Source organism: Pandoraea iniqua (genome assembly GCF_902459685.1).
Classification (GTDB): Bacteria; Pseudomonadota; Gammaproteobacteria; order Burkholderiales; family Burkholderiaceae; genus Pandoraea; species Pandoraea iniqua.
Genome location: NZ_CABPSF010000002.1, coordinates 849,973 through 867,331, shown reverse-complemented (window position 1 = coordinate 867,331; position 17,359 = coordinate 849,973). Strand labels below are relative to the sequence as shown.

General features: G+C 62.7%; 19 protein-coding genes. 8 read left to right on the top strand and 11 right to left on the bottom strand.

The window, feature by feature from the left end:
* Positions 1-5: 5 nt before the first annotated feature.
* From PIN31009_RS09645 to pmbA, 4 genes are all read right to left on the bottom strand, one after another.
* Positions 6-881, bottom strand: a complete 876-nt coding sequence (locus tag PIN31009_RS09645; protein ID WP_058379467.1) for a branched-chain amino acid ABC transporter permease — start codon at positions 879-881, stop codon at positions 6-8.
* A 13-nt stretch (positions 882-894) separates the two neighbouring features.
* Entirely contained in the window at positions 895-1,776 is an 882-nt protein-coding gene (locus tag PIN31009_RS09640) for a branched-chain amino acid ABC transporter permease (RefSeq protein ID WP_058379468.1), read from the bottom strand.
* Positions 1,777-1,906: 130 nt separating this feature from the next.
* Entirely contained in the window at positions 1,907-3,058 is a 1,152-nt protein-coding gene (locus PIN31009_RS09635; protein ID WP_150684001.1) for an ABC transporter substrate-binding protein, read from the bottom strand.
* A 218-nt stretch (positions 3,059-3,276) separates the two neighbouring features.
* A complete protein-coding gene (gene pmbA / locus PIN31009_RS09630; RefSeq protein WP_084656291.1) occupies positions 3,277-4,635 on the bottom strand; it encodes a metalloprotease PmbA in 1,359 nt (452 codons plus the stop codon).
* 115 nt (positions 4,636-4,750) lie between these two features.
* Here pmbA and yjgA point away from each other — a divergent pair, with 115 nt between their 5' ends.
* On the top strand, positions 4,751-5,359 hold the full coding sequence (gene yjgA, locus PIN31009_RS09625; RefSeq protein ID WP_150790087.1) for a ribosome biogenesis factor YjgA: 609 nt from the start codon (positions 4,751-4,753) through the stop codon (positions 5,357-5,359).
* Positions 5,356-5,976 (top strand): molybdopterin adenylyltransferase, encoded by a 621-nt coding sequence (gene mog / locus PIN31009_RS09620; RefSeq protein ID WP_150790086.1) that lies wholly within the window; start codon positions 5,356-5,358, stop codon positions 5,974-5,976. Before yjgA ends, mog begins: the two co-directional genes overlap by 4 nt.
* A 116-nt stretch (positions 5,977-6,092) precedes the next feature.
* Here mog and orn read toward each other — a convergent pair whose 3' ends face one another.
* A complete protein-coding gene (gene orn, locus PIN31009_RS09615; protein ID WP_058379473.1) occupies positions 6,093-6,716 on the bottom strand; it encodes an oligoribonuclease in 624 nt (207 codons plus the stop codon).
* A 102-nt stretch (positions 6,717-6,818) separates the two neighbouring features.
* Here orn and PIN31009_RS09610 point away from each other — a divergent pair, with 102 nt between their 5' ends.
* Together PIN31009_RS09610 and rsgA are read left to right on the top strand one after the other, a co-directional pair.
* A complete protein-coding gene (locus PIN31009_RS09610) occupies positions 6,819-8,066 on the top strand; it encodes a M48 family metallopeptidase (RefSeq protein WP_150790085.1) in 1,248 nt (415 codons plus the stop codon).
* Complete coding sequence (gene rsgA / locus PIN31009_RS09605; protein ID WP_150790084.1) at positions 8,063-9,004, top strand: ribosome small subunit-dependent GTPase A; 942 nt, start codon at positions 8,063-8,065, stop codon at positions 9,002-9,004. Before PIN31009_RS09610 ends, rsgA begins: the two co-directional genes overlap by 4 nt.
* Before the next feature lie 83 nt (positions 9,005-9,087).
* On the opposite strand, the gene PIN31009_RS09600 is transcribed toward rsgA, so the two are convergent.
* From PIN31009_RS09600 to rpsP, 6 genes are all read right to left on the bottom strand, one after another.
* Positions 9,088-10,026 (bottom strand): CobD/CbiB family protein, encoded by a 939-nt coding sequence (locus PIN31009_RS09600; RefSeq protein ID WP_058379476.1) that lies wholly within the window; start codon positions 10,024-10,026, stop codon positions 9,088-9,090.
* Positions 10,027-10,160: 134 nt separating this feature from the next.
* Positions 10,161-10,754 carry a CoA pyrophosphatase gene (locus tag PIN31009_RS09595; protein WP_246185582.1) on the bottom strand — a complete coding sequence of 198 codons (594 nt, stop codon included), beginning with the start codon at positions 10,752-10,754 and terminating at the stop codon, positions 10,161-10,163.
* Between the two features lie 304 nt (positions 10,755-11,058).
* The gene (rplS, locus tag PIN31009_RS09590) at positions 11,059-11,445 is read right to left on the bottom strand and encodes a 50S ribosomal protein L19 (protein WP_150683995.1); all 387 of its coding nucleotides are present in this window, start codon (positions 11,443-11,445) and stop codon (positions 11,059-11,061) included.
* A 101-nt stretch (positions 11,446-11,546) separates the two neighbouring features.
* Positions 11,547-12,317, bottom strand: a complete 771-nt coding sequence (gene trmD, locus PIN31009_RS09585) for a tRNA (guanosine(37)-N1)-methyltransferase TrmD (RefSeq protein WP_087688283.1) — start codon at positions 12,315-12,317, stop codon at positions 11,547-11,549.
* Positions 12,318-12,378: 61 nt separating this feature from the next.
* Complete coding sequence (rimM, locus tag PIN31009_RS09580; protein WP_150790083.1) at positions 12,379-13,029, bottom strand: ribosome maturation factor RimM; 651 nt, start codon at positions 13,027-13,029, stop codon at positions 12,379-12,381.
* A 127-nt stretch (positions 13,030-13,156) separates the two neighbouring features.
* Positions 13,157-13,408, bottom strand: coding sequence for a 30S ribosomal protein S16 (rpsP, locus tag PIN31009_RS09575; protein WP_058379480.1), 252 nt, complete (start codon positions 13,406-13,408; stop codon positions 13,157-13,159).
* A 405-nt stretch (positions 13,409-13,813) separates the two neighbouring features.
* Between rpsP and PIN31009_RS09570 the strand changes: the two genes are divergently transcribed.
* From PIN31009_RS09570 to PIN31009_RS09555, 4 genes are all read left to right on the top strand, one after another.
* The gene (locus tag PIN31009_RS09570; protein WP_150790284.1) at positions 13,814-14,890 is read left to right on the top strand and encodes a PQQ-dependent sugar dehydrogenase; all 1,077 of its coding nucleotides are present in this window, start codon (positions 13,814-13,816) and stop codon (positions 14,888-14,890) included.
* Between the two features lie 192 nt (positions 14,891-15,082).
* Positions 15,083-15,898, top strand: a complete 816-nt coding sequence (locus PIN31009_RS09565; RefSeq protein ID WP_174997067.1) for an META and DUF4377 domain-containing protein — start codon at positions 15,083-15,085, stop codon at positions 15,896-15,898.
* Between the two features lie 9 nt (positions 15,899-15,907).
* Entirely contained in the window at positions 15,908-16,357 is a 450-nt protein-coding gene (locus PIN31009_RS09560; protein ID WP_150683991.1) for a TM2 domain-containing protein, read from the top strand.
* 27 nt (positions 16,358-16,384) lie between these two features.
* The gene (locus PIN31009_RS09555; protein WP_150790081.1) at positions 16,385-17,317 is read left to right on the top strand and encodes a Rossmann-like and DUF2520 domain-containing protein; all 933 of its coding nucleotides are present in this window, start codon (positions 16,385-16,387) and stop codon (positions 17,315-17,317) included.
* The last annotated feature ends 42 nt before the right edge of the window (positions 17,318-17,359 follow it).

The window sequence follows — 17,359 nt, the reverse complement described above, 5'->3', positions numbered from 1 at the left end:
TCCGCTTACGTGGAAGAGGCCGAACGCGTCTTGCCGGCGCGGAACCACCGGCGAAAACGTGTCGGGTCCCAGATGCCCTTGGGCAGGAACAACACGATCAACACCAGAATCAGCCCGTTGACCACAAGACGGAAATCGTTGAATGCGCGCAGCATCTCCGGCAACAGCGTGAGGATCGTGCTGCCGAGTACCGGACCCACGAGACCGTTGATACCGCCGAGAATCGCCATCGTCAGAATCTCCACGCCACGATCGAAGCCGTACTCGTTCGGGCCGATGAAGAACGTCAGATGCGCATTGAGTGCGCCGGCCAGACCGGCCAGCACGGCACCCAGCACGAACGCCAGCATCTTGTAACCGGTGACGTTGATGCCCATGAGGCCCGCCGCCGTCTCGTCTTCCTTGATGGCTTCGAACGCACGGCCGATCTTGGAGCGGCGCAGACGCCACAGCACAGCCAGCGTGATCACCACGGCGCCGGCCACATGCCACCACTGCGTGAGTTGCGGAATGCCGTTCAGGCCGAGCGCGCCGCCGGTCAGGTCTTCGGTGTTCAGGATCAGCACGCGCACGACTTCACCGAAGCCGAGCGTAGCCATCGCCAGATACACGCCCGACAGGCGTAGCGTCGGCTTGCCGATGATGAACGCGACGAGTGCCGGTGCGGCCATGCCACCGGCGAGCGACACCGCGAACGGCATCTCGTAGTTCATCGTCAAGAGGGCCGCCGTGTAAGCGCCAATGCCCATGAACGCCGCATTGGCCATCGCAAGCATGCCGCACGAGAGCGTGAGGTAAATCGACAGCGCCAGCAGCGCATTGGTGCCCAACGTCAGCACCAAATTGCTGTACACCGCCCAGAAATTATTGAACCAGTCCATTGCGCCCCCGTAATTACGCTTTGCGTTCGAGCACTTTGCCGAACAACCCCTGCGGACGCACCAACAGGATCAGGAACAACAAGCCGAACGCCACGGCGTCGCGCATGTTCGAGCCGATGTAAGCCACCGACATCACCTCGGCAAACCCGAGGAACAGGCCGCCGATCATCGCGCCGCGAATGTCGCCCATGCCGCCCAGAATGATCACCGCGATACCCTTGTGCAGCATCGGCTGGCCCATCAGCGGGAACACCGCGTTCGAGTACAACCCGATCAGCACGCCGGCCATACCGCCCAGCCCGGCTGCCGCAAACGACGTCGCGAGGAACAGGCCTTCGACGTTGATGCCGAGCAGGTAGGCGGCCTTCGGCGACTCGGCGATCGCGCGCAATGCGCGGCCCAGTTGCGTCTTCTTGATCGTGGTGATGAGCAGCGCCATCAGTGCGAACGAGACGAAGATGATCACCAGTTCCAGCACGGTCATGTGCACGCCGGCCACCGTGAGGGTGTCTTGCGGGACCAATTCGTACGGGAAGCGCAGATTTTCCGCACCGAAAATGCCCTGAATCCCGTTGTTGAGCAGAATGCCCACGCCGATGGTGGCGATCATCGGAATCAGGTGAGGCGCACCGCGCTTGCGCAGCGGCTTGAGCACGAGCACGTCGATGAGCAGCCCGAGCAGGCCACTGACGATCACCGCCGTGATGATGGCCGCCCACAGCGGCAGATGCAGACGTGCGACAGCCTGAAGGGCGGCGTACGCGCCGACCATGAAGACCGCGCCGTGCGAGAGATTGATGACGCCGAGAATGCCGAACACGAGTGTGAACCCGAGCGCGAACAAGGCGTACACGCACCCGAGGGAGAGCGCGTTGACGAGTTGCTGTTCCAGCATGGTGTGTATTCCAGCCTGAGGGACGAAGACGCGTGCCGAGAGGGGGCGCGGCATGCGCCAGAAACGCCGATGGGCGTAGCGCCTTTCGGCCCTACGCCCATGCGGACTTCTTCAAGTACTGCCGGGCTGCTTACTTCTCGATGACGTACTTGCCGCCCTTCGTCACGCTGACGATCGGCGCTTGTTTTGCGTCATAGCCAGCCGGCTTGCCGTTCTTGCCCATGGCCTGACGGAACGCGAAAGCACCGGTCGCGCCTTCGTGCGTCACGCTCGGCAGCGCATCGCGCAGTGCCTTGCGGTCGGCGTCCAGATTGCCCGAGATCTTCACGTTCTTGAGCGCGCCGGCCGCGATGTACATCGCGTCATAGGCTTGCGCCGCAAACTGGTCCGGCGACACCGAGTACTTGGCCTTGTAGGCCGCGATGAACTTGGTGTTGGCCGGCGTGTTGTTCTCGATCGACCACGGGCTACCCACCCACAGGCCATCCGAGCTGCCCTTGGCCAGATCGAACACCTTGACCGAGTTCATGCCGTTGCCGCCGATAAACGGCACGTTGATACCCAGTTGACGGGCCTGCACCATGATCGGCGCGCCTTCGGCGATCAGTGCCGACAGCACGATGGCGTCCGGGTTGCTGGCCTTGATCTTCGTGAGCTGTGCCTTGAAGTCCACGTCGCCCTTGGCGAACGTCTCGGTCGTCGTGACCGGGATCTTCAGGTCTTCCAGCGCCTTCTTGAAGTTGTCGTAGCCGCTCTTGGTGAACACGTCGTCGTTGCCGTACAGCACAGCAACTTTCTTGATGCCCGTGTGCTTGGCCGCGACCTTGATGGTCTCCGGCAGCACGTCGGCTTCGGTCACCGAGTTACGGAAGATGAAGTCGCCGATAGACGTGATGCCGTCAGCCGTGTTCGACGTGCCAAAAGCGACCGTCTTGCCGGCTTGCGCGATCGGGTCGGCAGCCTGTGCCGAGTTCGACAGCGTGGGGCCGAACACCATCAGCACCTTGTCCTGGAAGATCAGCTTCTTGAAAACGTTGATCGCTTCTTCCTTCTTGCCTTGCTCGTCTTCGACTTGCAGTACAAGTTTGTTGCCGTTGACGCCACCGGCGGCATTGATCTCGTCAGCCGCGAGCTGGAAACCGTTCTTGATGGCTGCGCCATATTGCGCAGCGCCGCCCGACAGTGCTTCGGCCACGCCGATCTTCAGATCGGCTGCGTGGGCCGCAGCCACCATCCCCGTGGCGACAAGTGCAGCCAGCAACTTGGTCATGGTGCTTTTCATGAGTGCTCTTCCTCCAATACCTAGTCTCTAGTTATGAGAAGGCGCGCCTTGTGAGCGCGCCCATTACCCTAACTACCGTATCCGTTCTTAAACCGTGGCTTAAGAAAACCCCTAAGGATAACGCAAACTATCGTGAGCGGACACGGCAATTGGGTTTTTGCCCCGTCCTGGCGCATAAATGCAACGCGTTTGTGGCGCCAGAATGAGATTTCGCAGCATCAATGACCGGCAATGGTCATTTGTTCAATCAGGATTGACCCCACCTCTTTGGTGCCGCGCACGAGCGTGTCGGCACCGATGGCGACGATCTGACGGAACATGTCGTTCAGGTTGCCGGCCAGCGTGATTTCTTCCACCGGATACTGGATTTCGCCGTTCTCGACCCAGAAACCCGACGCGCCGCGCGAATAATCGCCCGTCACGTAGTTCACGCCCTGCCCCATCAGTTCCGTGACCAGCAGGCCCGTGCCGAGCTTACGGAGCATGGCGCGGAAATCGTCGGTCGGCGCGGTGAGCTTGCTATACATGCGCAGGTTGTGCGAGCCGCCGGCGTTACCGGTCGTCTGCATGCCGAGCTTGCGTGCCGAGTAAGTCGAGAGGAAATAGCCCTGCACGACGCCATCGGTGACCACGTCGCGGGCCCGCGTCTTCACACCCTCTTCGTCATACGGGGCGCTACCCATGGCGCGCGGCACGTGCGGGTCTTCGTGAATGCCCACGTGATCGGCAAACACCGGTTTGCCCAGCGTGTCGACGAGGAACGTGGCCTTGCGATACAACGCGCCACCGCTCACGCCCTGCACGAAGGCGCCCAGCAGGCCGGCGGCGAGCGGGGCCTCGAACAGCACCGCGCACTTGCGGGTCGAGAGCTTGCGGGCGTGCAGGCGAGCCAGCGCACGCTCGGCGGCGTAACGGCCCACGGCCTCCGGCGACGCCAGATCTTCAGCGGCGCGCTTGGACGTGTACCAGTCGTCGCGTTGCATGTGGCTGCCAGAGCCGGCAATCGGCGAGACCGACAGGTAGTGACGCGAATACGGGTAGCCCGACAGGAAGCCGCGCGTGGTGCCGAGCAGGAACTGGGAATGCTGGGCCGAAACGCTCGCCCCTTCCGAATTTCGGATGAGGGGACTCACGTCGAGCGCGCTCTTTTCCGCGCGGCGAGCAAGTTCGACAGCGTCGTCGGCCGTGATGCGCCACGGGTGGAAGAGCGACAGGTCCTGCGGGTTCGTCTCGAGGAGTTCCGCCTCGGCAAGGCCCGCGCAGTCGTCTTCGGCGGTAAATCGGGCGATATTGAAAGCGGCGTCGACCGTGTCGTGCAGCGCCTTGCGCGAGAAGTCCGAGGTACTGGCGTTGCCACGGCGCTGGCCGATGAACACCGACACGCCGACGAGCTTGTCGCGATTGCGCTCGATGGTCTCGACCTTGCCGCGCCGCACCGAGACCGACAGGCCGTCGCCCTCGGAAATCTCGGCGGCCGCGTCGGTAGCGCCTAGCGAACGGGCGTATTGCAGTACGTCGCTGACGATTTCCTTGAGTTGGTCCTGGGTATGCGTGAAATGCTGGGTCGCTTGGGACATCGGCGCGATTGGGTCAGTGGCTGAATAGGAACCGCCATCTTAGCGCGACTTCCGTACCGTCGTACGAGGGGGTTGCAACTATTTGGACGGCGTGAGCCGCGTTACAATAGCGCCCATGACGCACAATCACCGCAATAACCAACCCGCCGAGTCCGAACTTCTCTACGAAGGTCCGAGTAAATCCCAGCGCAAGCGCGAGTCGCACGCGTTGCAGGATCTTGGCGCAGAACTGGTCAACCTGTCCAAAGACGCGCTGGCGCGCGTCCCCATGTCCGAAAAGCTCGATCAAGCCGTGCGCGACTGCCGCAAGATCACGGCGCATGAAGGCCGCCGCCGTCAGATGCAGTACGTCGGCAAGGTCATGCGCTCGCTCGATGAGTCGGAAGTCGAAGCCATCCAGCGTGCCCTCGACGTGATCAATGGCGTGTCGAAAGCCGAAACCGCCAAGCTGCACGCCCTTGAGCGCTGGCGCGATCGCCTGCTCGCCAAGGACGAAGCACTGACGGAACTGCTCGCACAGCACCCGGACGTCGATGGCCAGCACCTTCGCACCCTCATTCGCAACGCCCGCCGTGAGCAGGCCGCGCAAAAGCCGCCCAAGGCCTTCCGCGAGCTGTTTCAAGCGCTCAAAGACTTGCTGGCCAATAGCGCGGACAGCCACGACAAGTCGGACGACGCCGATGACGATCTGCCGGAATTCCCGGTGCGTGAGGACGATCGATGATCGCGCGCGCGCATCCGGATGAACTGCGCGTCGGACTGGTCTCGGTCAGCGACCGCGCCAGTCAGGGCACGTATGAAGATCAGGGCATTCCGGCATTGCAGGCTTGGCTCGGCAGCGCCCTGACGTCCCCTTGGGTGGCCGAGACGCGCCTGATTCCCGATGACGCGGATGGCATCACCGCCACGTTGATCGAACTCATCGACACGATGCAGTGCGATCTGGTGCTCACCACCGGCGGCACCGGCCCGGCACGTCGCGATGTGACGCCCGAGGCAACGCTGCGTGCCGGGACGAAAGAGATGCCGGGCTTTGGCGAGCAGATGCGCCAGATCAGCCTGCGCTTCGTGCCGACCGCGATTCTGTCGCGTCAGGTGGCCGTGATCCGCGAAACGCCGGCCCACGCCGCGCTCATCATCAATCTGCCGGGCCAGCCGAAGTCGATCAAAGAGACGCTGGAAGGTCTGCGCGATGCCGACGGCAAGTCGATCGTGCCCGGCATCTTTGCCGCCGTGCCGTATTGCATCGACCTGATCGGCGGGCCGTATATCGAAACCGATGAAGCCGTTTGCAAGGCGTTCCGCCCGAAAACGGCAATTCGCGCGCCGAAGCCGGCCTGAGCCGACGTTGGGCCGCGACGGGCTCTCCTCACCGTTTCAACGTAACAACGTAACGCACAATGAAAAAACGCCAGCATTTCGCTGGCGTTTTCGTTTGGCCGGGTAGCTGAGATCGATCAGGCAGCCGCGTCGCTCCCGGGCACCGTCGTCTTCAGGAAGTGCTCGCGGTAGTACACGAGCTCGTCGATCGACTCATGGATGTCGGCCAGCGCGGTGTGCGCGGCGCGCTTGCTGAAACCCTTGTAGACCGTGGGCTCCCAGCGGCGGCACAGCTCCTTGAGCGTGCTGACGTCGAGATTGCGGTAATGGAAGAAGGCCTCCAGCTTGGGCATGTAACGCGCCATGAAGCGGCGGTCCTGACAAATCGAATTGCCGCACATCGGCGACTTATTGGGCGGCACGTACTGCGAGAGAAACTCGATCAGTTGCAATTCTGCCGAAGCTTCATCGATCGGCGACGCCTTGACGCGATCGATCAGCCCCGAGCGGCCGTGGGTGCCCTTGTTCCAGTCATCCATGCCGTCGAGGACAGCGTCGGACTGGTGAATGGCGAAAACCGGGCCTTCGATGCGACGCGTCAGTGCCGAATCGGTCACAACGACGGCGACTTCGATGATACGGTCGCTATCCGGCTGCAAACCGGTCATTTCCATATCGAGCCAGACCAGATTGAACTCGGCACGCGCGAGCGTCTTTTCGCCTTCGGCAGATGCGGAATTTTGGGACGGAATGGCAGACATGATCGGAAGACTCTTTAAAACGCGTCGGTTGGCGACCGGTAAGGCGCCTGGCCGGTCGAAAGAACTTATAATTCTCGCATACTTCAGTTTCCTCTTAGGCGCATGTTCACTTATCTCTTCGTGATCTTCCTGCTGGCCATGGTCATGACCAAGTTGTGGCTGGCGGCCCGCCAGATCCGCCACGTGGTCGCCCATCGTGCCGCTGTCCCCGAGCGTTTCGCCGGCACGATCACGCTGACCGATCACCAGCGCGCGGCCGACTACACGGTCGCCCGCACGCGGCTCGGCATGGCCGAAATCTTCGCGCAGGCCGTGCTGCTGGTCGCACTAACGCTGCTCGGCGGCCTGAACCTCCTGCATATCGGCATCACCGAATGGCTGGGCGACGGTTATCTGGCCCAGATCGCGCTGATCGGCGCCGTGCTGCTCATTTCCGGCCTCGTCGATCTGCCGTTCACTTATGTGCGCCAGTTCGTGATCGAGCAACGATTCGGCTTCAACCGCATGTCGATCGGGCTGTTCATTGCCGACCTGATCAAGGGCACGGCCATTGGCGTCGTGCTGGGTCTGCCGTTGCTCTTCGTCGTGCTGTGGCTGATGGAGCGCGCCGGGCCGCTGTGGTGGTTGTACACGTGGGTCGTGTGGGTCGCGTTCAATCTGTTCGTGCAATTCATCTTCCCGCACGTCATCGCGCCGATGTTCAACAAGTTCGAACCGCTGGCGGACGTCTCGCTGGCCGAACGCATCGAAGGGTTGATGAAACGCTGCGGTTTCGCCGCGCGCGGGCTGTTCGTCATGGACGGCTCGAAGCGCTCGGCCCACGGCAACGCCTACTTCAGCGGGTTCGGACGTGCCAAGCGCATCGTCTTCTTCGATACGCTGATCGAGCGCCTGTCGCCGGCGGAAATCGAAGCCGTACTGGCCCACGAGTTGGGCCACTTCAAGCGCCGCCATATCACTAAGCGTCTCGCCGTCGCCTTCGCCCTCTCGCTGGCGTTTCTGGCCCTGCTCGGCTGGCTCGCCGGCCGTACGTGGTTCTACACGGATCTGGGGGTGATGCCGTCGATGATGGGCAGCAACAACGCCCTGGCGCTGGTGCTCTTCTTCCTGGTGTTGCCGGTGTTCGGCTTCTTCGCGAGCCCGCTGAGCAGCCTCACGTCGCGCAAGCACGAGTTCGAAGCCGATGCGTTCGCCGCCAGCCAGACACAGGCCAGCGACCTCATCAACGCGCTGGTGAAGCTGTATCAGGACAACGCGTCGACGCTCACGCCCGACCCGGTCTACACCGCGTTCTACTATTCGCACCCGCCCGCCTCGCAGCGCATTGACCGACTGCTGGGGCACGCATGAAGCGCGGCGCAAAAGTGAAGGCGGCCCTGCCCGCCACGACCGCAGAAGCCCGCCGTCTCGGCCGGGTCGCCGCCGCCCATGGACGTCACTATGTGGTCGAAGCCGACGATGGCGAGACCGTGCTGTGCTTCCCCCGGGGGAAGAAGAGCGAGATCGCCGTAGGCGACGAAGTGGCGTGGGCACGCACGGGCGATCAGGGCGTGATTGAAGAAATTCTGCCGCGCCGTAATCTGCTCTACCGCTCGGATCAGTTCAAAAGCAAGCTGTTCGCGTCGAACATCGATCAGTTGGTGATCATGCTCGGCACTGAACCGTATTTCAGCGAAGACCTGCTCGGCCGGGCACTGGTGGCCGCCGAGGCCAACGAACTGCACCCGCTCGTCGTCCTCAACAAGACGGACGTCACCGCCGCATTGCCGGCAGCACGCGAGCGCCTCGCGCCCTACCGGGCGCTGGGCTATGAAGTGCTGGAATTGTCGGTGCGTGCCGATCCGGAGGCCGCACAAGCGATGCTTCTGCCGCGACTGGCACATAAAGCATCGCTGCTGCTGGGGCAATCGGGCATGGGCAAGTCGAGCCTCGTGAACCTGCTCGTCCCCAACGCCGCCGCGGCAACGCGCGAAATTTCGACGGTGCTCAATTCCGGCAAACATACGACGACGTTCACGCGGATCTTCCACCTTCCCGATGGCGGCTTGCTGATCGACTCACCGGGATTTCAGGAATTCGGCCTGCACCACCTCAAGGAAGGTGTGCTCGAGCGTGCGTTCCCTGAATTCCGTCCGTTGCTCACCGGCTGCCGGTTCTACAACTGCCATCACCTGAAAGAGCCCGGTTGCGCCATTCTCGCTGCGGTTGCCGATGGCCGGATCTCTCAGCAACGCCACGCGCTGTACGCGCAACTCGTGCATGAGTCGGAGCAAGAAGTGCCTTATTGAGCCGGGCAACTTGTTGGCTATCCAGAAATGAAAAAACCCCGCTTCGGCGGGGTTTCTTCATGGAGCACAGTCTGTCTGGAACCTTAACCGAGCCAGACCGCGAGTGTCAGCAGCAAGAGCAACAGCATCCACAGTAAGACCGCGCGCCACACCAGTCCGACAGCGGCCTGAAGCGTACGCGGCGTGCATTCGCCACCAACCGGCAGCACAGCGTCATCGCCTTGATTGAGCGCGTCGATGCTCGAGACTTCCGCCAGCGGGCCGGTTAGGCGGGCGCCCAAGGCGCCACTGCCGGCGGCCAGCAAAATACCTTCGTTCTCATTCGGCCACTGCTTGGCGTAGTGACGCCATGCGTAGATCGCATCTTCGAAATTGCCGACGATGGCAAAACCGATTGCCGTCATGCGGGCCGGCACCCAGTCGATCACATAGAACGCCTTGCGGGCAAACGCGCCGAACGCCGGGCTGCGATCCGGGGCGGGTTCAGTCCAGCGGCGCGACAGATATTCCGCCAACCGGTACAGCACGGCGCCGGCAGGGCCGATCGGGATGAGGAACCAGAAGAACACGCCGAATACGTGGCGGTGCGATGCAATCACGGCGTGCAGCAGCGTATGACGCACGATCTCGTCGACCGGCATGTCGACCGTGTCGATACCGATCCACTGACGGAGAATCTCGCGCGCTTCGTTGACGTTGTCGTTGTTGAGCGCGACGTGAATGTCGGTGAAGTAGTGGCTGAACTGGCGAAAGCCCATCGTCAGATAGACGATCAGCACGTTCCACGCAAAGCCCAGCAGAATGTTCACCCGCATGAGCAGGTAATAGACCACGCCGACCACAAGCACGAACGGCACCACCACGACCAGCCACGCCAGCACGCCATGACGCGGTTGCCCCGCATCGAACGATTGGGAAGTGTGCGTCGCGTGGGAGCGAATCAGGTTGTAGATCGGGTTTTGCGTGGAGAGCGCACGCACCTGCTCGAGGATCAGCGCGAGGAGTACCGAAAAGAATGTCATGCGTGCGATCGGGTCACCGGACGGAATGATGTAACGATAGCACAGCTTCTCGCGAATGCCCGTGCCATGCGCCTTCGCGACGCATTCGATCCGCGTTTGACGCAGGTGAATTGCGCAACTTTGGTCCGAGTGCGTCAGGCGCGCAGTAGCTGATAGAAATTCCGCAGCATGCCGGCCGTCGCCCCCCAGATGAAATACTCGCCACCGGACGGTCTCGGATACGGCATCGCATAAAAGCGTCGTTCACCGACCTGATAGTTGAAGACCCGAATCTGGTGATGCGCCGGGTTCATCAAAAAATCGAGCGGGACTTCGAAGATCTCGTCGACTTCGCCCGCGTCGGCCACGAGTTCGATCGACGGCCGGACCAGACCCACCACCGGCGCAACACGAAAACCGGTACCGGTGACGTAGTCCGGTAATCGTCCAATCACTTCGACGGCACCGGAGTCGAGTCCAATCTCTTCACGCGACTCACGCAACGCCGTCGCGATCGGCGTCGGATCATCCGGCTCACGACTCCCGCCCGGAAAGCTGACCTGCCCCGCGTGCGTGCTCAAGTGCTGCGTGCGCTGGGTCAGCAACACCGTCAGGCCCTGCGGGCGCATGACCAGCGGCACCAGCACGGCGGCGGCGCGCGGCGTGAATAGCGTGGGGGAGACGACTTCGATGGCACCCGCATCGGGTGTCCAGACAGGCGGGCTGGCGAGACGATCTCGCAGGGCCATCGGCGTCAGTCGCTCAGCCGGCACCGCAGCCTCCCCCTCGCCTGTCGAGACGATTGGCAACGCTTCAGGGTGCAGGATAAGAGGTGGCGCCACGTAGGCCTTTGAGGGACGTATAACGTTGCTATTTTACCGGGGAAGCGTCGACTGCGTATGCGCGAAGAAAAATCCGATTCCCTGTTCAATTCAAGCGATTCGCCCGCGATGATGCGCTGCCACATACGAAAAAAGCACCCCAAAGGGTGCTTTTTCCATACGGCTTTTGCTGTGCCCGGCCACGAGGTCGCCGGGTACGGCTGCGTCCGACTTACTCGGCAGCGACGGTCTTGCTCTTGTACGTGAGCTTTTCCTTGATACGTGCCGACTTGCCCGAACGCTCACGCAGGTAGTACAGCTTGGCGCGACGAACGTCACCACGACGCTTGACTTCGATGCTGGCGATCAGCGGCGAGTACGTCTGGAACGTACGCTCAACGCCTTCACCCGACGAAATCTTGCGAACGATGAAGGCCGAGTTCAGGCCACGGTTACGCTTGGCGATCACGACGCCTTCGTAAGCCTGCACACGCTTGCGCGTGCCTTCAACGACGTTCACGTTGACGATCACGGTGTCGCCCGGGGCGAATTCGGGAATCGTCTTCGACGCGGTCAAACGCGCGATTTCTTCTTGCTCGATCTGTGCGATCAGATTCATTTACCACTCCTTGTGCCATCGTATCGGCGTTCTACCGGCAAGCCGGCCCCGACAGAGGATGGGTTCAAACCGAATGCCGCCCCCATGGCGACATCCGCTGCCTACTTCGCCGACGAATCGGCGGCGAGGCTTGCCAGCCATGCCTCATCGGCACGACTGAGCAATCCGTTGGCACGCGCGCTCTCGATCATATCGGGGCGCTTGCGCCAGGTATTGGTCAACGCCTCGCGGCGCCGCCACTTTTCAATCTCGGCGTGGTGCCCGCCCAACAGGACGTCGGGCACGCGCACACCTTCGTATTCTTCAGGCCGCGTGTAGTGCGGGCAGTCGAGCAAGCCATTCACAAAACTGTCCTGCTCGGCCGACTGCGAATCGTTCAGTGCACCCGGCAGCAGCCGGATCAGCGAATCCATCAGTGCCATCGCCGGCAGTTCACCGCCCGACAGCACGAAGTCGCCAACGCTGACCTCTTCATCCACCACACGATCGACCAGACGCTGATCGATGGCTTCGTAACGGCCGCACAGCAGAATCAGACCTTGCTCCTGCTCGCGCAACTCGGTCACCCGGCGATGCGTGAGCGGCTTGCCTTGCGGCGACATCAACAGCACGCGTCCACGCGCCACACCGGCTTCGGTCTGCGCAGCTTTCGCCGCAGCGATCGCGTCTTCCAGCGGCTTGGCCAGCATGACCATGCCCGGCCCGCCACCGTACGGACGATCGTCGATCGTGCGATAGCTGTTGTGCGTGAAATCACGCGGATTCCAAAACCGCAGGTCGTAACGCGACTGCTTGAGTGCCCGGCTGGTTACGCCCCAGTCGGTCAGTGCCCGAAACATCTCGGGAAATAGCGTGACGACGTCAAACTGCATCAGGCCGGTTCCGTCCAGAGTTGCCCGGGTCAAAACGGCCCCGGGCGGTCATTCGGTCATCTCAGTAGTCGAGACCCCAGTCAGCCACAATGCGCCCCGCCTCGGTATCGACGGTCTGCACATACTGTCCAACGAAGGGAATTAGGCGCTCGGCAGTTTTTGCCGGTTTGCCATCAGCCGCCGGCACATCGTAGGCCACTCGCAACACGGTATGTACCCCGTTGTCGAGTAAACCGACGACCTTGCCAAGCGATTCGTCCTGGAGATTCGTCACCTGAGCGCCGATGAGGTCGACCCAGTAAAACTCGTCTTCGTCCGCTGTCGGAAACGCACTGCGCGGCACCCAGACCTGAAAGCCCTTGAGTGCCTCGGCAGAGGTACGGCTGTCGCTGCCGCGCAATTGCGCCACAACGGTGCCGGAGTGTCCCCGGCTTTGCAGCACTTCGGCCGTGCAGAAGGTCGAATCACCGGGACGCTTGAGATACCAGCTTTCGGCGGTCAGCAAACCTTCACCATCGCCCCCGTGCGGCTGCACCTTGATCCAGCCTTGAATCCCGTAAGCGTCGCCAATATAGCCAAGCTCGACGAGATCGTCGGGGACTTCGGTAGCAGGCGCGAGCACCTGCGCCGCGTCCGTGCCAGCGGCACTTCGCGCGTCAGCACCGATTTTCAGCGGTACCCGCGCACCTGCGGGTCGAACGGAACGAACCATGCCAATCCAACGTTGAGACGAACACACGGCGATGCCTGCTCCGAATCGCTCCGGAGCAGGCATCGCCGTTCAATTCTTATGCCGCCAGAAAACCGACAGCAATGCGTACTGCTTGATCAGCAAAAGCTTAGGCAGCAGCCTTCGGAGCTTGCTTGATCAGGCGAGCCACGGTCGGCGACAGTTGTGCGCCAACGCCTTGCCAGTAGGTCAGACGGTCTTGAGCGATGCGCAGACCTTCCGTGCCTTCAGCGGCGACCGGGTTGTAAAAGCCAATACGTTCGATGAAACGGCCATCGCGACGATTACGCGAATCGGTAGCAACGATGTTGTAGAACGGGCGCTTCTTCGCGCCGCCGCGAGCCAGGCGGATAACGACCATAATAAATCCTTGAATCCAGAAGTGTTCGGACAGAAAACGCGTGATTATAGCGCAAAAACCTCGTCAAAACAAACACATCCCCGAGACCCGTCGAGACTGGGCCGGGCGTTGCCCGTGTTGCGTCCTGCGCCGGGCACCTCCGAAGCGCCACGTTGCTGGTCTACAATGCACGCATCCTGTGCGAGAAGCGAGTCCGGCATGCGACGATTTCCCGATGGATGGCAGCCACCCCTGCGCCGACAACGGCCTGTGGCGCCCGCCCCGACCCCGACACCCACCTTGTCCACGTTACCCCTCTTAGTTAGCCGGCCCATCGCATTCGCCCGGCGCATCCGGATCATCCCGCCCAACCAGCTCATCCGGTTCGCGCAGCATCTTTTTTACCTGCTCGCCGGTCTGCTGGCGATGACGCCGGCCTTTGCCAAGACACGCGACGCCCTCCCCATCGAACAACTGGTCCTGCCCCCGGGCTTCTACGTCGAAGTCCTGTCCGATCAGGTGCCTGGTGCCCGCGGCATGGTACTCGGCCCGAAGGGCACCCTGTTTGTGGGCAGCCGCGGCGAAGGCAACGTCTACGCGATCACTCTCGACCCATCGCGCGCCTATGCGGCCAAAGTGCGCACCGTCGCGACGGGCCTGAATATGCCGGTCGGTGTCGCCATGCGCGATGGCGCGCTATATATATCAGCGGTCTCGCGCATTCTGCGGCTCGACAACATCGAAGATCGCCTCGACAACCCCGGTCAGCCCGCCGTTGTCTACGCCAAACTCCCCTCAGAAACCCACCATGGCTGGCGCTACATCGCCTTCGGCCCGGACCAGCGCTTATACGTCGGGGTCGGCGCGCCGTGCAATGTCTGCAAACGCGATGAAAACCGTTACGCCATGATCGGCAGCATGCGGCCCGACGGCAGCGACTGGCGCGTGGTCGCGCGAGGTGTGCGCAACACGGTCGGCTTCGACTGGCAGCCGGGCACCAATACGTTGTGGTTCACCGACAACGGCCGCGACATGATGGGTGACGACGTGCCCGACGACAAACTCAACCGGCTCACTCGCGCCGGCGAGCATTTCGGCTTCCCCTACTGCCACGCCGGCAACGTTCCCGATCCAGAGTTCGGCCGCGAAAAATCGTGCGCGACGTTCACGCCGCCGATGGCCAAGCTCGGCGCACACGTTGCGGCACTCGGCATGCATTTCTATACCGGCAGGCAATTCCCGGAAGACTACCGCGGCAATATCTTCGTCGCAGAGCATGGCTCCTGGAATCGGTCGCACAAAGTCGGCTACCGCGTCGTACGCGTCGTGCTCGATGCCAAAGGCAACGTCGCGAAGCAAGAAGTTTTCGCACAGGGCTGGCTGGGTGCCGACGAGTCTGTCTGGGGCCGCCCCGTTGACCTGCTGACGCTCCCCGATGGCTCGCTGCTCATCAGCGATGATCACGCTGGCGCCATCTATCGCATTACGTACCGCAAACCGTAAGGGGCTGCGATGACGCATCGACATCGTTTGACGCTCATGCGCGATCAACGCGTCCCGGTCAGGGAAGGAACTGACCTCGACCACTATCTGTCAACATCCCATGGTATTCACGGCACCGCCCGGGCGTCTCATCTGCCCCGCGCGACGCTTGCGCCGTCCCTGCCCTCTCCCTCACTCCGCCCATTCAAGATCATGACCCAACGCCTACCCTCCTTCCTGCCCTCCTCGTTTGCCTCGTATCTCGCCATGTTGCTCGTGCCCGCAGCCATGCTGGCGGGCTGTGCCGCGCCGTCCGGCGGCGGCGCCACCTCATCGGCGTCCGGCAACAGCAACGCTGCGGCAGCCGCGACGACACCGGCCGATATCCTCGGCACCTGGCAGTTGGTGCGTTGGGAAGGCGCCGACGACATCCCGAGCCTGCCGGAAGGCCGCGTGATCAATCTCACATTCAACGACAAGGGCGCGTTCTCCGGTACTGGCGGCTGTAATCGCATTTTCGGCCAGTACACGGTCGGCCCGGCCAACGGACAGGTGAGCCTGAAAGCCCCCGCATCGACACGCATGGCCTGCCCGGACTCGATGGCGTTTGAAGACCGCTACCTGAAGACGCTGCCGCGCGTCGCACGCTTCGAACGTCGCGACACCCAACTGATCCTGAGCGCTCCGGGCGGCGAGACGCTGACCTATGCGTCGCAGACCTTGCTCAATCGCCCGGTCGCCGGGGCCACCGGTGCCGCCAAGACGGAAGATCGCGTACTCGATGTCGACTCGCAAATGGCAGACTGTGTCGGCGTTGGGCCTCGCAAGTGCCTGCGCGTGCGCACGGCCGATGACTCCGGCAAAGCCCCGTGGGAACTCTGGTATGCGCACATCGATGGCTTCGACTGGAAGCCCGGCGTAGAATACCGCGTGAAAATTCACGGCGAGCCTGTCGACAATCCGCCCGCCGACGCTTCGAGCATGCGCTGGACGCTGGTCGAAGTCATTCGTCAAACGCCCACCCGATAACCGTCCCTGATGAACGCTCTCACCCATAAATCTAAAACCCTGACCGCCGGACTGGCGATGCTGTTCGGCACACTCGGCCTGCACCGCTTCTATCTGTATGGCCTGCGCGACCCGTTCGGCTGGGCGCACATCGTGGGCTCGGCGTGCGGCGTGGCAGGGTGGGGTTTGTTGGTGACGAGCGATCTCAGTTCGACCGCGGGCTGGGTGCTGACGATTCTGGGGGCGATCTCGCTGTTCTCGGCGTTTCTCACGGCCATCGTCTACGGACTTCGCCCCGACGAGCGCTGGGACCAGCAGTTCAACCCGGGGGCGACGAACCGCTCGCGTTCGGGCTGGACGGCCGTCATCATCGTGAGCGTGTCGCTCTTCGTTGGCGCCATGCTGATGATGGTGGGTTTTGCCGTCGCGTTTCAGACGTACTTCGAGACGCACGACACACCCAACCGCCTGTCGCAGTAACTGCATCCCTTTCGGCGTGTCAGCACTGTGAGCCCCCTCCTCCCGAATAATCGACGGCCGACGCTGGGCTTCATCGGCGCTGGCCGCGTCGCGAGAGCTTTGTCGGTCGCGGCGGCGCATGCGGGATACGAAGTGACCGCTATCGCCAGCCGAAGCCCAGCGACCGCGCAAGCCCTCGCCGCCCAGTTTCCGCAATGCAACGTCGTCGCTGCCGATGACGCACGTGGTGCGAATGCGGTGTTCGATCATGCGGATCTCGTTTTCCTGACGGTGCCGGATGACGCGCTTGCGTCCTGCGCGGCGCATCTCTCGCCCGCCGACACCCAAGCGCTCGTGCATTGCAGCGGTGCCTCGGAAGTCGAGCTGCTGCGCCCCGCAGCGAAACACGGCGCGCAAATCGGCGGCTTTCATCCGCTCTTCCTTTTTGCCGGGCTCGCCGACGACGCCACGCGCATGGCCGGCAGCGCCATCACCATCGAAGCCGAACCCGCACTCGCGACGACCCTGCGAACGCTGGCCGAAGCCATTGGCTGCCGCCCGTTGGAAATTCCGGCCGGCGAACGCATGCGATATCACGCGGGGGCCAACTACGCCGCGAGCTTCCTGCTCTGCCTGCTGGAAGAAGCGACAGTGCTGTGGCGAGCCATCGGCATGCCGGAAAACGACGCCAAAGAAGCCATGTGGCCGCTTGTCATGGGCACCCTCAATGCCGCCCGCGAGCGCGGGCTTTCGGGCGCTCTTGCCGGGCCCGTCTCGCGGGGCGACGCCGGGATCGTGACGCGTCACACCGAGGCGCTCGCCAATATGGGCGGCAATCACGCCACGCTGTATTCGTTGCTGACGTTGCGTGCGATCGGGCTCGCGCGGCAGCGCCCTAACGCGGACAACGCCGCGCTCGACGCCATCGCCCGCGCCGTCGCCCCCTACGTGCCGCCGGTCGCCCCCAAAGACGCCCCATAGCACCGCCCAACTGGCCCACGCGCCAGTCCACGCGGCCAAAAG